12 protein-coding genes are annotated in these 14,055 nt (G+C 58.9%); 8 read left to right on the top strand and 4 right to left on the bottom strand.

Features of this window, described 5'->3' with window-relative positions; all coding sequences use genetic code 11:
- Positions 1-164 precede the first annotated feature (164 nt).
- The 6 genes from gcvP (at position 165) to arsJ (ending at position 8,526) form a co-directional block, all read left to right on the top strand.
- Entirely contained in the window at positions 165-3,050 is a 2,886-nt protein-coding gene (gene gcvP, locus EAO82_RS19040) for an aminomethyl-transferring glycine dehydrogenase (RefSeq protein WP_096347084.1), read from the top strand.
- Between the two features lie 212 nt (positions 3,051-3,262).
- Positions 3,263-4,903 carry a magnesium transporter gene (gene mgtE / locus EAO82_RS19035; RefSeq protein WP_218838631.1) on the top strand — a complete coding sequence of 547 codons (1,641 nt, stop codon included), beginning with the start codon at positions 3,263-3,265 and terminating at the stop codon, positions 4,901-4,903.
- Between the two features lie 255 nt (positions 4,904-5,158).
- Entirely contained in the window at positions 5,159-5,509 is a 351-nt protein-coding gene (locus EAO82_RS19030) for a metalloregulator ArsR/SmtB family transcription factor (protein WP_096347085.1), read from the top strand.
- Between the two features lie 16 nt (positions 5,510-5,525).
- Positions 5,526-6,236, top strand: a complete 711-nt coding sequence (gene arsH / locus EAO82_RS19025) for an arsenical resistance protein ArsH (protein ID WP_096347086.1) — start codon at positions 5,526-5,528, stop codon at positions 6,234-6,236.
- A 68-nt stretch (positions 6,237-6,304) separates the two neighbouring features.
- On the top strand, positions 6,305-7,309 hold the full coding sequence (locus tag EAO82_RS19020) for an ArsJ-associated glyceraldehyde-3-phosphate dehydrogenase (protein WP_096347087.1): 1,005 nt from the start codon (positions 6,305-6,307) through the stop codon (positions 7,307-7,309).
- Positions 7,310-7,311: 2 nt separating this feature from the next.
- On the top strand, positions 7,312-8,526 hold the full coding sequence (gene arsJ, locus EAO82_RS19015) for an organoarsenical effux MFS transporter ArsJ (RefSeq protein ID WP_096347152.1): 1,215 nt from the start codon (positions 7,312-7,314) through the stop codon (positions 8,524-8,526).
- Between the two features lie 6 nt (positions 8,527-8,532).
- Here the strand turns inward: arsJ and EAO82_RS19010 are convergent, their stop codons facing one another.
- The 3 genes from EAO82_RS19010 to EAO82_RS19000 all read right to left on the bottom strand — a co-directional run bounded on the left by EAO82_RS19010 (position 8,533) and on the right by EAO82_RS19000 (position 11,324).
- Positions 8,533-9,714: an MFS transporter gene (locus EAO82_RS19010; protein WP_096347088.1), complete on the bottom strand. Its 1,182-nt coding sequence runs from the start codon at positions 9,712-9,714 to the stop codon at positions 8,533-8,535.
- Complete coding sequence (locus EAO82_RS19005) at positions 9,711-10,673, bottom strand: alpha/beta fold hydrolase (RefSeq protein ID WP_096347089.1); 963 nt, start codon at positions 10,671-10,673, stop codon at positions 9,711-9,713. The genes EAO82_RS19010 and EAO82_RS19005 overlap by 4 nt, the downstream gene beginning before the upstream one ends.
- A gap of 87 nt (positions 10,674-10,760) precedes the next feature.
- Positions 10,761-11,324, bottom strand: a complete 564-nt coding sequence (locus EAO82_RS19000; RefSeq protein ID WP_096347090.1) for a TetR/AcrR family transcriptional regulator — start codon at positions 11,322-11,324, stop codon at positions 10,761-10,763.
- A 254-nt stretch (positions 11,325-11,578) separates the two neighbouring features.
- On the opposite strand from EAO82_RS19000, the gene parM reads away from it, so the two are divergent.
- On the top strand, positions 11,579-12,667 hold the full coding sequence (parM, locus tag EAO82_RS18995) for a ParM/StbA family protein (RefSeq protein WP_096347091.1): 1,089 nt from the start codon (positions 11,579-11,581) through the stop codon (positions 12,665-12,667).
- Positions 12,668-12,750: 83 nt separating this feature from the next.
- The gene (locus EAO82_RS18990; protein WP_218838632.1) at positions 12,751-13,587 is read left to right on the top strand and encodes an SDR family NAD(P)-dependent oxidoreductase; all 837 of its coding nucleotides are present in this window, start codon (positions 12,751-12,753) and stop codon (positions 13,585-13,587) included.
- A 62-nt stretch (positions 13,588-13,649) separates the two neighbouring features.
- On the opposite strand, the gene EAO82_RS18985 is transcribed toward EAO82_RS18990, so the two are convergent.
- Positions 13,650-14,045: a CBS domain-containing protein gene (locus EAO82_RS18985; RefSeq protein ID WP_096347092.1), complete on the bottom strand. Its 396-nt coding sequence runs from the start codon at positions 14,043-14,045 to the stop codon at positions 13,650-13,652.
- Between the last annotated feature and the right edge of the window lie 10 nt (positions 14,046-14,055).

Raw genomic sequence — 14,055 nt, 5'->3', positions numbered from 1 at the left:
GCGAGCTTGCCAGGTGCGGCGGTCTCAGACCGTCGATGGCATGGATGCCATCGATGAGCCTACACGGATGTATTCACGGCGAGTCTGAGACCGCTGTACCTGGCAGGCACGGACTACCCGAACCACTACGATACAGCCCTACATATTTTTAACAGGTGCCCCCCATGAGCCGTACCCCAAGCCTTACCGATCTGGAACAGACCGATGCCTTCCTGCGCCGCCACATCGGCCCGGATGCCGCTGAGCAGCAGGCCATGCTCGATACCCTCGGTGTCGAATCGCTGGATGCGTTGATCAACCAGACCGTGCCGCAAAGTATCCTGCGCAAGGATCTGCTGAACATGCAGGCACCACGCAGCGAAGCGGAAGTGCTGGGGTATCTCAAGGGCGTGGCCAGCAAGAACGAAATTTATACCTCCTGCATCGGCATGGGTTACCACGGCACTCTGACGCCGACGGTCATCCTGCGTAACGTACTGGAAAACCCCGGTTGGTATACCGCCTATACGCCATATCAGCCGGAGATTGCCCAGGGCCGTCTGGAGTCGCTGCTGAATTTCCAGCAGGTGACTATTGATTTGACGGGCATGGAGCTGGCCAGCGCCTCACTGCTGGACGAAGCCACCGCTGCCGCCGAAGCAATGGCCCTGGCCAAGCGTGTAGCCAAGAGCAAGAGCAACCTGTTCTTTATCGATCAGGATTGCCATCCGCAGACCATTTCTGTGGTCAAGACCCGGGCCGAAGCCTTTGGCTTTGACGTCGTTGTCGATGATGTCGCCGACCTGGGTCAGCACGAAGTATTCGGCGCGTTGTTCCAATATCCGAATACCTGGGGCGAGATTCGTGACCTTAAACCGCTGATTGATACTGTACATGCGCAGAACGGCCTGGCTTGTGTCGCGGCTGACCTGCTTAGCCTGGTGCTGCTGACGCCGCCCGGTGAGCTGGGCGCGGATGTGGTCTTTGGGTCGGCGCAGCGCTTTGGTGTACCCATGGGCTACGGCGGGCCGCATGCGGCTTTCTTTGCCACTCGTGATGCCTACAAACGCGCAATGCCGGGTCGCATCATCGGTGTGTCGATCGATACCCGCGGTAATCGCGCGTTGCGCATGGCGTTGCAGACGCGCGAGCAGCATATTCGCCGCGAGAAGGCTAACTCCAACATCTGTACCGCACAGGTGCTGCTGGCGAATATCGCCAGTTTCTATGCGGTGTACCACGGGCCGGAAGGCTTGAAGACCATCGCCCAGCGTGTTCAGCGTCTGACCGGAATACTGGCTACCGCACTCGAAAATCGCGGTATCACCCGGCAGAATCAGTATTTCTTCGACACTCTGACCTTCAAGGTACCGGGCAATGCATCAGAGATCGTCGAACGCGCTCGCGATGCGCGGATCAATCTGCGCCTGATCGACGCCGATCACCTGGGCGTCAGCCTGGATGAAACCAGCACCCGTAGCACCGTAGAAGCGCTGTTGGCATGTTTTACCGGTGATCAGCAAAGCCAGGATCTGGCCGCGCTGGATGATCAGGTCGCCGCTTCTGGCCTGGGCATTCCCGACGCGCTGCGTCGTCAGTCGGCATTTATGACGCACCCGGTGTTCAACAGCTATCACTCCGAAACCGAGATGCTGCGTTATATCAAGTCCCTGGAAAACAAGGATCTGGCGCTTAACCACGCGATGATTCCGCTGGGTTCCTGCACCATGAAACTCAACGCCACCACCGAGATGATTCCGATCACCTGGCCCGAATTCGGCCAGTTGCATCCCTTTGCGCCGCTGGCGCAGGCCCAGGGTTACAAGATCATGATCGACGAGCTGGAAACCATGCTGCGCGAGATCACTGGCTTTGATGCCATCTGTATGCAGCCCAACTCTGGCGCGCAGGGCGAGTACGCCGGCCTGTTGGCGATCCGCAAGTTCCACGAAGCCAATGGCGACGATCACCGCAATGTGTGTCTGATCCCGACCTCGGCTCACGGCACCAACCCGGCGTCGGCGATGATGGCGAGCATGCGCGTGGTACTGGTCAGCTGCGATGATCAGGGTAACGTGGATATCGCCGATCTGCGTCAGAAAGCGGAAGACAACGCTGGCAACCTGTCCTGCCTGATGATTACCTACCCGTCCACTCACGGCGTGTATGAAGAAGGCATTCGCGAGATCTGCGACATCATTCACCAGCACGGCGGCCAGGTGTACATGGACGGCGCCAACCTGAATGCCCAGGTAGCGTTGACCCGCCCGGCGGACATCGGTGCCGACGTGTCGCACATGAACCTGCACAAGACCTTCTGTATTCCCCACGGCGGTGGTGGCCCGGGCATGGGCCCGATTGGCGTCAAGGCGCACCTGGCACCTTTCGTTGCCAATCACCCGGTCGTGCCGCTGGATGGCCCGAATGAAGAGAACGGCGCGGTCAGTGCAGCGCCCTGGGGCAGCGCGAGCATTTTGCCGATCAGTTGGACCTATATTGCGCTGATGGGCGCTCAGGGTCTGCGCCAGGCCACCGAGGTTGCGATCCTGAATGCCAACTATCTGGCCAAGCGCCTGGGCGAGGCCTATCCGGTGCTGTACAGCGGCCGTAATGGCCGCGTCGCGCATGAGTGCATCATCGATATCCGCCCGCTCAAGGCCGCGTCCGGCATCAGCGAGGAAGACGTCGCCAAGCGCCTGATGGACTTCGGTTTCCATGCGCCGACCATGTCCTTCCCGGTATCCGGAACGCTCATGATCGAGCCGACCGAGAGCGAATCCAAAGCCGAGCTGGATCGCTTTGTCGATGCCATGTTGACCATCCGCAGCGAAATCAGCCGGGTGGAGAAGGGCGAGTGGAGTGCCGAGGATAATCCGCTGCACAACGCCCCGCATACCTTGGCTGATATTACTGGGGAATGGGAGCGCAGCTACTCCCGGCAGGAGGCGGTGTTCCCTCAGGCCTGGGTCGCGGCCAACAAGTTCTGGCCGAGTGTGAACCGCATCGACAACGTCTACGGCGACCGCAATCTGTTTTGCGCCTGTCCGCCGATCGAAGCCTACGAAGAGTGACGCTCCCCGTCAGGCCGCCATTCGGCGGCCTGACTCGTTTCAAACCCTTCTATTGCGCGGCCGGTGATCTTGGCACTGGCATAGCGCTGCGGTTACATTAAAACCACCTGCACAATGTGTACCCGCTTGTAACATAGGGTGATCTATTACTCTTCTTCGGCGTCTGAACACTGTCCCGCCAGTTTGCCTTCAGCATCACAGGAGTATCGTTTTTGAGCAGTGAAGACCGGGTCGGCGGCTCTCATACCGCCATTCATACCGCACAGGATGCGGTAATTGATGCGCTCAGCAAAGGCAAGCACAAGCGCTTGCGCAAACTGCTGCGCGCGATGCACCCGGGAAAACTTGCCAGCCTGCTCGAAGCGCTGGACAGCGAGCAGCGTCAGGCGGTCTGGCAGCAGGTCGGCGACGATCAGGAAGCGGCTGTGCTGCGCCATCTCACTCCCCAACTGGCCGCCACGCTGCACCGCGACCACGACGAACCCGGCCTGGAAGAAGCGCTGGATGCCGGTGAAGAGCACCTGTACACACAGATCAGTAGCGTGCGTGAGGCGCTGGAAGCGGGCAAGTTCAAGCGTATTGGCAAGGTCTTCCGGCATATGCATCCGGCCAAGGCCGCGGGCTTGCTTGAGGCCCTGCCGCCGGATGAGCGCAGCGCGGTATGGGAAACGCTGGATAACGAACGCGCCGGCAAGGTGCTGGTGCACCTGCACGACGAGGTGCGGGCCAATCTTGCACTGGAGATGGATGAAGAAGAGCTGGTCGCTGCTGCGCGCAAGCTCGATCTGGATGACCTGGTTGACCTGATTCAGGCGCTGCCCAAGGGCTCGGGCCGGCAGCTGTTGCTGTCGATGGACGAGATCAAGCGCCAGCAACTGGTGGCGATGCTTTCCTATCCGGAGGACAGTGCCGGCGGCCTGATGAACACCGACCATATATCGGTGCGGGCAGAGGTCAAGGTGGGTTCGATTCTGCGTTATTTGCGTCTGCTGGAGGATTTGCCGGACCACACCGACAAGGTCATGGTGGTGGATCGCAAGAATCGCTACCAGGGTGTGTTGCGTTTGAGCCGGTTGGTGACCAGCTCGCCGGATGCCAAGGTCAGCGAGGTCATGGACGCGGACTTCAAACCGCTGGGCGTAGAACTCAGCAGCCAGGAAGTGGCTCGGCGATTCGAGGATCTGGACATGTTGTCCGCGGCGGTGACCAACGAGCAGGGCGAGTTGCTCGGGCGTATTACCGTGGATGACGTGATGGACATTATCCGTGAGGATTCCGACCGGGCGATCATGAATATGGCCGGTCTGGATGACGAGGCCGACATGTTTGCGCCGATTCTCACCAGTACCCGGCGCCGCTCGGTGTGGCTGGGCATCAACCTGATCACTGCCTTTCTCGCCGCCTGGGTTATCGGCCAGTTTCAGGGCACCCTGGAGCAGATTGTGGCACTGGCGGTACTGATGCCCATCGTGGCCAGTATGGGCGGCATCGCAGGGAGCCAGACCCTGACGCTAGTGATTCGTGGTCTGGCGCTGGGCCAGGTCGAAGGCGGCAATGCCAAGGCGCTGCTGGTCAAGGAAATGGGTATCGGCCTGCTCAACGGTCTGCTCTGGTCCGTGGTGGTCGCAGCGCTGGCGGTGTTCTGGTTCGGCAGTTGGAAAATTGGCGGCATCATTGCTGCGGCGATCCTGCTTAATCTCGTGTGCGCCGCGTTGGCTGGCTTGACCATCCCACTGATTCTGCGCCGGTTTGGCATTGACCCGGCGCTGGCGGGCGGGGTGATACTGACGACCGTGACCGACGTTGTTGGCTTCTTTGCCTTCCTTGGCCTGGCGACGCTGCTGTTGATCTAACGCCATAGCCCTGCGCCCGCCGCGTTTTCCCCGCGCGGCGCTGCTTTCTCCCTCGGTCTTCGTCTGCCTCCCGACCGGAATCAGACCCCCCTTGCTCGTCATTCCCGCGCCCACTCGTCATTCCCGCGCAGGCGGGAATCCAAGCGGACTCAAACTAACCCGCGCATCGATTAAGCCGCGCACTATATATTCACTATTTCATATATACGAAATTTCATATATGGTGATTTCAAATGGAATCCGGAGTACCGGTGGATGCAGTTGTTACCCCTCAAAGTCTTCAAGTGCCTGGCTGATGAAACGCGCCTGCGCTCGATGCTGCTGATCGCCCGAGAAGGCGAGCTGTGTGTGTGCGAGCTCACCTGTGCCCTGGACGTCAGCCAACCGAAAATCTCCCGCCATCTGGCCGAGCTACGCCAATGCGGTCTGTTGCAGGATCGTCGGCAGGGTCAGTGGGTGTATTACAGCCTGGCGGCGGATCTGCCCGAGTGGGTTACGCAGGTGCTGCAAAGCACCTTGCAGGCCAACGCCGATTGGTTAGACGCGAACCTGAATCAACTCGGGGCCATGGGCGATCGCCCGCTACGTCAGTCAGCCTGTTGCTGATCACCAGGAGCCAAACATGAAAGATGACCTTCCTGCCCTGGATGCTGATCAGTTGCCAGCCCCTGATACTGATCAGCTCGGGCGAACGCCTGAACTGCAACATCCGACGCGTATTCTGCTGTTGTACGGTTCCAATCGACCTACTTCCTTCAGCCGTTTGCTGACGGAGGAGGCCGCGCGGCTGCTGCAACACCTGGGCGCGGAAACGCGCATATTCGATCCCTCTGGCTTGCCGATGCCCGATGACGCGCCGGACACTCATCCCAAGGTGCAGCAACTGCGCGAGTGGATGCAATGGTCCGAGGGCCAGGTCTGGTGCTCGCCAGAGCGACACGGTGCGATGACCGGCGTATTCAAGTCGCAGATCGACTGGGTGCCGTTGGCGCTGGGCGCCGTGCGCCCTACCCAGGGCAAGACGTTGGCGGTAATGCAGGTATGCGGTGGCTCGCAATCGTTCAATGTGGTCAATCAGCTGCGCGTACTGGGACGCTGGATGCGCATGGTCTGCATCCCCAATCAGTCTTCAGTTCCCAAGGCCTTTCTGGAGTTTGAGTGTGGCCGCATGAAGCCTTCGGCTTATTACGACCGGGTGGTGGATGTGATGGAAGAGCTGATGAAGTTCACCCTGTTATTGCGTGAGCAGTCCGATTACCTAGTGGACCGCTACTCGGAGCGCCGCGAGACGGCCGAAGCGTTATCTGCGCGGGTTAGCCAGCGCAGTATCTGAGCGCGGCCCTACGCATTTCAACGAACCCGTATTGCGGGTCAGCTATTCACTTGTTCGGGAGATCAGACATGACTATCAAGGTAGGTATCAACGGTTTTGGCCGCATCGGCAAGTTGTTGGTGCGCGCCGCCTGGGACTGGCCGGAGCTGGAGTTCGTGCAGATCAATGATCCGGCGGGGGATGCCGCCACCCATGCGCATCTGTTGAATTTCGACTCGGTACATGGGCGTTGGCAGCAGGAAGCCGCGCATGAAGCCGATGCACTGGTTATTGCCGGCAAGCGCATCCAGCTGACGCAGAACAAGGCTATTGCCGATACCGACTGGTCGGGCTGCGATTTGGTGATTGAGGCCAGCGGCGTGAACAAGACCGTCAAGGCGTTGCAGGCTTATCTGGATCAAGGGGTGAAGCGTGTGGTCGTCAGTGCGCCGGTCAAGGAGCCGGAAGCCCTGAATGTGGTGATGGGCGTCAACCAACATTTGTTCGATCCGGCGCGGCACAAGATTGTTACAGCCGCGTCCTGTACCACCAACTGCCTGGCCCCGGTGGTCAAGATCGTGCACGAGAAGCTCGGCATCAAGCACGGCTCCATCACCACCATTCACGACCTGACCAATACCCAGAGTATTCTTGACCAGCCGCACAAGGACCTGCGCCGCGCGCGCGCCTGTGGCATGAGTCTGATCCCAACCACCACCGGCTCGGCTACTGCTATTGCGGAGATATTCCCCGAACTGCGTGGCAAGCTGAACGGGCATGCGGTGCGTGTGCCGCTGGCCAATGCGTCGCTGACCGATTGCGTGTTCGAGGTGGAAAAAGCCACCAGTGTTGAAGAGCTAAATGCCTGGTTCAAGGAGGCTGCCGAGGGTGAGCTCAAGGACATACTGGGCTATGAGGAGCGCCCACTGGTATCGATCGATTATCGTACCGATCCGCGCTCTTCGATCATTGATGCCCCGTCGACCATGGTGGTCAACGGGACTCAGGTGAAGATCTATGCCTGGTATGACAATGAGTGGGGTTACGCCAACCGCACCGTCGAGCTGGCTCGGCTGGTCGGTCAGGCGAACTGATGATGGGCATGCTCGCGCGTTTGTCGCCGGATGTCCGTCAGTACCTGGTGGTTACCGGCAATTACTGGGCTTTCACCCTGACCGACGGCGCGCTGCGCATGCTGGTAGTGCTGCATTTCTACAGTCTGGGTTATACCCCGCTGCAGATTGCCGCGCTGTTTCTGTTCTACGAAATATTTGGTGTGATCACCAATCTGGTCGGCGGTTATCTGGGCGCGCGCATCGGCCTGAACCGGACCATGAATATAGGTTTGGCCTTGCAGGTGATGGCGCTGTTGATGCTCACAGTGCCCGCCGAATGGCTGACGGTAGTGTGGGTGATGGCAGCGCAGGCGATGTCCGGGGTGGCCAAGGACCTGAACAAGATGAGCGCCAAGAGCTCGATTAAGCTGTTGGTGCCGGACAGCCAGCAGGGCGCTTTGTATCGCTGGGTGGCGCTGCTAACCGGGTCGAAAAACGCGCTCAAGGGCGTAGGCTTCTTTCTTGGCGGAGGTCTGCTGGCGCTGCTTGGATTTGCTGGCGCGGTGCTGGTGATGGCGCTGGTCCTGGCTGGCGTATGGTTAACAAGCCTGTTTCTGCTGAAAAAGGATCTGGGCAAGGCGACCGCCAAGCCCAAGTTTCGCGAGTTGCTGTCGAAAAGCCGGCGGATCAATATCCTGTCTGGGGCGCGCATGTTCCTTTTCGGCGCTCGAGACGTCTGGTTCGTTATCGCGCTACCGGTCTACCTGAGCAGTGTATTCGGCTGGGACTTCTGGATGGTTGGCGGCTTTATGGCTTGCTGGATCATCGGTTACGGCATCGTACAATCGGTGGCGCCATCGATTACCGGAAAAGGGGCAGGAAGAGTGCCGGGGGGGAGGGCTGCCTTTGGCTGGGCTGCCGCCTTGTCACTACTACCTGCTGCAATTGCGCTGGGCCTGTACTCTGAGCTGAATGCGCAATGGGTGCTGCTGGGCGGCTTGATGCTGTTTGGCTTGCTGTTCGCGGTGAACTCCTCGCTGCACAGCTATCTGATCGTCTCCTACGCCCAGGCCGATGGCGTATCCCTGGATGTGGGCTTTTACTACATGTCCAATGCACTGGGCCGCTTGATCGGCACCCTGCTGTCGGGTTGGGTGTATCAGGCCTACGGGCTGGAGGCCTGCCTCTGGGTGTCCAGTGCCTTTGTTGCGCTAGCTGCGCTGATCTCGCTCGGGCTGCCGAAAGCAGCCCGGTAACAGGATTCAGGCGGCGCTCTGGCTGGCCATGGCGACCGGACTGGCCTGCAGCATGCGCGCACAGTACCAGCCGATCATCGCCACGCTGGCCCCCGCCAGGCCAATCATCGGCATGGAAAAGGCCTGGGTTACCTGGGCGCCGATGGCTGCACCTGCACCCTGACCGAGAAACATCATCGAGCCATTCAGCGCCAATGTGACCTGCCTGGCATGGGGCGCTGCTTCAAGCAGTTGCGCCTGCATCAGCGGGCTCATGAAGAACAGCGCCGAGGCACCGAAGACCACGGCAAAACTCAATCCCAGCCAACTGATCACGCCCAGCCCGGGTAGCCAGATCATCGAGGATGAATACAGTATTTGCGTAGCTGCCACGACGACGAAAGCCCGCTTGAGTACCCGGCCAGGATTGCTCGGTGTGCCAAGCCGCCCCGCAATCACCACACCACAGAGTGCGCCAACACCGACCAGCATCTGCGAGAAGGCCACCCATTCAGTGCTGCCGATGATGATCTTCATTACCGGTGCGATAAAGGGCACTACGCAGAAGGTCGCGCAGAACGTGGTCAAGGTCATGATCAACAGGCGGCGCACTGGCGGATGCCAGCCCAGTTTCAGCAAACGCCAGCCGCTCTGGTCCTGGCTAGTCACCTGCGGTAATACCAGTCGAATCGCCAGCGCCGCGCCAACACACAGCACCGCAGCAAGAACAAAGGTGGAGCGCCAGCCGAACTGCGCGCCGATCAGACTGCCCAACGGCATGCCGAACATAAAGGCCAGTACCATACCGCCCATGACCATGGCTAACGCCGGCCCACGGCGCTCCGGTGGCAGCAGGCTGGCGACCACGGCTGGCACCACGGGTGTAACCAGGGTGGCTCCCAGCCCGGCGAGGATGCGCAAGCTGATCAGTTCGGTAAAGGTGCTGGCCATTGCGGCGCAGAGGTTGATCAAACCCAGCACCAGCAATGAAACCCACAACAGCCGTCGGCGTTCCAATTGCCCGGTGCGCAGCGCGATAAAGGGCGCGGTAAAGGCGTAGGTCAACGCGTAAGCAGCAGCGAGATAACCTGCGACCGCGACCGTGATGCCCATATCCGCAGCCAGCTCGATCAGCAGGCCGGCGAAAACGAAGGTTTGTGTGCCCACTGCGCAGGTGGCCGCGGTAAGTACCACTACATTTCTGTTCATGACGGTTCTGCCTGGCTTTGGCCCGCATAACTCTGCTCAGCGTTATGCGGGACGCTGTTCTGAACAACTGACTGTGCGAATCGAGGATGATAGCGCAGTCCGGATGGGTGACGGTTCTTGCGTCTGGATATTTTCAGGAAATCGATGACAGAGCCGATGACGAGCGGATCGCCGAGCGGCCGGTTATGGCCGCCCTGGTCCAGCCAGAGTGTTTGCGATGCCCTGGCGGCGGCGTTCTTTTGCGCAGCCCGTATCGGCACCACCCGGTCGTCGTGCGCATGCACCAACAATACTTGGCAATCAATGCGCCCCAGCCCACGGTCGACCTGAAAGTGCTCCAGGGGCGCCGCCAGGCGATGTTGCAACTGACGCTCCATGCGCTTTATCGCCCTGCTGGACAGCCCGGTAGCGAGCGCCTGACCTATCGCCTGCTTGCTGGCCGCCTGGGGTGCACCAATCAGCACCAACCTGCTGGCATTCAGAGCATACTCTTCCATGGCCAGAACGCTGGTGGCGCCCCCCACTGAATGGGCGATTACCGCGTGCAGGGCTGGTAAGGCCTGCCCGACTGCAGCAATGGCCTGTGCCATAAGTGGCAGCGGCGCGGCTTTGCCATCGGCCTCGCCATGCGCCGGCAGGTCCAGTGCGGCTACCGAGTAGCCCTGGTCCAGCAGCGGCTGAACAAAACCGCCCAATGCAAAGTGGTCATTTTCCCAGCCATGTACCAGCAGTATCTGCGGGCCGCTGCCCTTGTGCCAGAAGGGGATGCGTAGCCCCTGAACCTCAATCACGGACTTATCAAAGTCTGCAAAAGCATTCTGCCAGCGGGTGACGGGTGCGGCACGTTGGGGCTGAAGAAACAGCCGGGTTCCAATAGCCCCGAAGTACTCCGGAAATACCCATGAGAGCCCTTGAATCAGCTTGAAGCGCATTACCTGAGTGACCGAGTGGCTATTCATCAATCTTCTCCTAATCTACCTACCAGTAGGTAGTCTGTCGACGGGTAAAAAAAGCCCTTGATGGGCTATGGTGACTATAAATGGATATCAGCTAGCGCTAGTGGTTCGTGCCCACTCAGTGCGCATTAGCGCGATGGTGCGTTCTAATGGCAGGGGACTGCTCTGCACCCTGGAAAGCAGCATGGCGCCCTGAATTCTAACCATGATCTGTTCTGCCCAGGCCTCCGCTTCGGCTGGGCTATGGGCAAAGCCGGCCAATTCGGCAATTCTCTTCAGCCAGGCAGTTTGTTCGTAGAGCAGCTCCAGCGCCCAGTACCGAGGCTCTTCTCCCAAGTGGTCCCAATCCCCGGTCACCCCGCTGACGGAGCACAGGCGGCTGCCGGCACCAATACGGCGTTGGTAAATATCCAGGAAAGCATCCAACTGGCGCTGGGCGGGCTGGTTGTGCATGCTTTCCACACGCGTGCGAAAGCCATTCAGGCTATTCTCCAGCACATCGGCGACCAACGCCTCCTTGTTCCGATAATGGTGGAACAAGCTGGCCTTGCGAATGCCCACCCGATCAGCCACATCCTGCAGGCTGAAACCGTTTACGGTTTGTCGCTGGAGTAGATCGGAAGCGATGCTGAGTATCTGCGTTTTAGTGTCCATGATCCTACCATATGGTAGGCAATGTCGCGTCGTCAACTATTTTTTCCAGCGCCATCTGCATGTCCGCCGGGCGGCTAAGCCGGTTAAATATTTCACCTTTAACACGAGGCTGGCATACTGCCGGGGATTTCGTCGGAACATGACGGCTTTGCTAGTGCTGTACCCTGATAGCCTCAGGCGAGTCTGCGGGGGAGGGTGGCGGCAACCGGGAGTGATGTAACGACCACCTTATATTGCATGGACAGGAGAGCGAGATGGCAGAAGTAACACTGGTTGTCGACGACAATGGTTATGCGGACCACAAGCTGGCCTGGCTGGATGCCGAAGGCAAGATTCAGACGCTGAAGATCCCGACCATTATTGGTACCGACAGGTTGAGTTCCAACAGCGGCGAAACTGTAGACCGTTACCGTGCAGATGGCGTTGATTACACTTGCAAGCCGTCTGTGCGTTCACCGATTAACCTGCGCAATGCCAACTACCCTGCCTCCGTCGAGAATCGCGTGCTGGTAACCCATGCGCTGCGCAAGGCAAAGTTGCTGAACAAACCCCTGCACCTGGGCGTTACCCTGTCGTTTCGTGACTATTTCTCCGAGCAAGGCTCGCAGATTACCGAAAACAAGCAGGCGACCATCGCCAACTTCAATGGCAGCAAGGGTACTGTTGAGGTGATCGGTAGCGAAGACAAGCTGAACATCACTCAGGTCGATTGTTATTCCGAGGCACTCTCGGCGTTTTTTGACTTTGTTCTGGATGATCAGGGCGAATTCACCGACGCGGCCAAGTACACCAAGGGTGATGTGGCGATTATCGATATCGGCGGCTCGACCACCGATGTGGTTAACCTGATCGTGGATGACAGCATTACCATCAACAACAGCTACTCGGGTACCGACAAGGTCGGCGTACTGGACCTGAAATTTGCGCTGGAAAAGGCTATCAAACAGGAACTGATCGATCTGGGCCTGATCGAAAATTCGCATGATGCCGAGATTCCGCCGAACCTGGTCAGCGAAGTACTGGAAACCGGTTCGACCTTTTTTGCCGGTGAGATGCGTAACTTCGAAGTACTGCGAGATGATGTAGCCTCTTCCGTGGCGACCAAGATCATCAACAACGTCAAATCCCGACTCGGCTCGATCGGCATCTATCGCGCGATCATTATCACCGGCGGCGGATCTGTGGTGTTCCACCACTGGCTGACCAAGGCTTTCCCCAACCCGGTGATGCTGGATGAATTTTCCAACGCCCGTGGTGCGCTGAAATTCATGCGCAATGTCGCCGCTGGCCGGGTCAAATCCAAGGGTGGCAAGGCCGTGCCGAAACAGCTGGAAGATGTCTGACGCTCTGGGGTTGGTTTCCTGGTAATACCAACCTTGTGCAGGCACCCTGTTAGCTCAAGCCCACTGTTGTTCCAGGAGATTTCATGACTGCTGTCAGTTCACCTTCCCTTGCTGTTCGTCCGCGGATTCAGTCCGCCTGGCTGGCCGCCATTCTGCTCTTCTGTACTGTGATGGCGCTGCCTGCGCAAGCACAGGACTCCCCGTTCGACGATAAAGTCGCGGTTATCACCGGCAGCAGCTACGGCCTGGGCCGCGAGCTGGCCTTGCTCGGCGCTTCCGAGGGCATGAAACTGGTGTTGGTTGATCGGCGTCCTGCGCCTTCCCAGGAGTTGGCCGAGCAGATTCGCAGCCAGGGTGGCGAGGCTATTGTTGTCGAGGTTGATCTGGCTGACGCCGACCAGCGGCCCAGAGTAATCGACCAGGCCATGGAAGCCTTTGGCCGCATTGATTACTTGTTCAACAATGCGGGTTACTCCTACCTGGCAACGCTTGAGCAGATGGATATCGAACAGGCCAAGGACATGTTCGAGGTCAATTACTGGGCCTACGCCGATCTGGCGCAACGGGTCATACCGATCATGCGCAAGCAGGGCGGCGGCACCATTCTTAACGTCTCATCGATTCTTGGTATGAGCGCTGCGCCTCCCGGGTTGGGGCACTACGCAGGTAACAAGCATGCTCTGCACGGGTTGTTTCAGAGCGCCGCGCAAGAGCTGAAAGCAGACAACATCAAAGTCTTCATCGCCGCACCGGCCGGTATGCGTACCATGATCAGCCAGCATTCAGTCGGCCCGCTGGCCAATCCGGAAAGCGATCGTGCTGCTGATTGGGAAGATCCGGCCATTGCCGCTCGGGATATTTTTGACAATATTCAGCGCGACAAGGTCATCTTCAATCCAGGCTATATTGGCCGCCAGTAGGTTCTGACGCGCTGAAGACCTGGCCTGGCTGCCGGGCTTCAGCTGCCCATTCGCCACTCCCCTCAATCCATGCCGTCGGCCATTTCCAGAATCGCGCCGACGATGTCGTTCATGGTGATGATGCCCACCAGTTCGTTGGCGTTGGTTACCAGAATGCGCTGGATGTTCATGTTGACCATCAGCCGCGCGACGTATTTTACGTCCAGCTCGCGTGAGACGATCAGCGCCGGCTTGGTGCAGATGTCATAAACGTTGATCAGGTCAATATCGCCTTCTTCGGCGACGATGGTCTTGAGAATATCGTTATAGGTAACCAAGCCATAGGCGTCGTGTTCGTTACCCTTGTCGACCACCAATGATTTGATGCCGTGCAAGCGCATGATGTGCATGCCCTCGCGTACGGTGGCGAAGGCCGACACCGTGACGACGTTGGATTTCATGATGTCTTTGACCAGCATGGCAGTTGCT

This window comes from Halopseudomonas pelagia (genome assembly GCF_009497895.1).
GTDB lineage: Bacteria > Pseudomonadota > Gammaproteobacteria > Pseudomonadales > Pseudomonadaceae > Halopseudomonas > Halopseudomonas pelagia_A.
This window is presented reverse-complemented; position numbering and strand designations above follow the sequence as displayed.

Excerpts from the sequence above, each read along its gene's own strand:
- gcvP (WP_096347084.1), top strand. The coding sequence starts at position 165 with ATGAGCCGTACCCCAAGCCTTACCGATCTGGAACAGACCGATGCCTTC.
- EAO82_RS19030 (WP_096347085.1), top strand. The coding sequence starts at position 5,159 with ATGCAGTTGTTACCCCTCAAAGTCTTCAAGTGCCTGGCTGATGAAACG.
- arsH (WP_096347086.1), top strand. The coding sequence starts at position 5,526 with ATGAAAGATGACCTTCCTGCCCTGGATGCTGATCAGTTGCCAGCCCCT.
- EAO82_RS19020 (WP_096347087.1), top strand. The coding sequence starts at position 6,305 with ATGACTATCAAGGTAGGTATCAACGGTTTTGGCCGCATCGGCAAGTTG.
- arsJ (WP_096347152.1), top strand. The coding sequence starts at position 7,312 with ATGGGCATGCTCGCGCGTTTGTCGCCGGATGTCCGTCAGTACCTGGTG.
- EAO82_RS19010 (WP_096347088.1), bottom strand. The coding sequence starts at position 9,714 with ATGAACAGAAATGTAGTGGTACTTACCGCGGCCACCTGCGCAGTGGGC.
- EAO82_RS19005 (WP_096347089.1), bottom strand. The coding sequence starts at position 10,673 with ATGAATAGCCACTCGGTCACTCAGGTAATGCGCTTCAAGCTGATTCAA.
- EAO82_RS19000 (WP_096347090.1), bottom strand. The coding sequence starts at position 11,324 with ATGGACACTAAAACGCAGATACTCAGCATCGCTTCCGATCTACTCCAG.
- parM (WP_096347091.1), top strand. The coding sequence starts at position 11,579 with ATGGCAGAAGTAACACTGGTTGTCGACGACAATGGTTATGCGGACCAC.
- EAO82_RS18990 (WP_218838632.1), top strand. The coding sequence starts at position 12,751 with ATGACTGCTGTCAGTTCACCTTCCCTTGCTGTTCGTCCGCGGATTCAG.
- EAO82_RS18985 (WP_096347092.1), bottom strand. The coding sequence starts at position 14,045 with ATGCTGGTCAAAGACATCATGAAATCCAACGTCGTCACGGTGTCGGCC.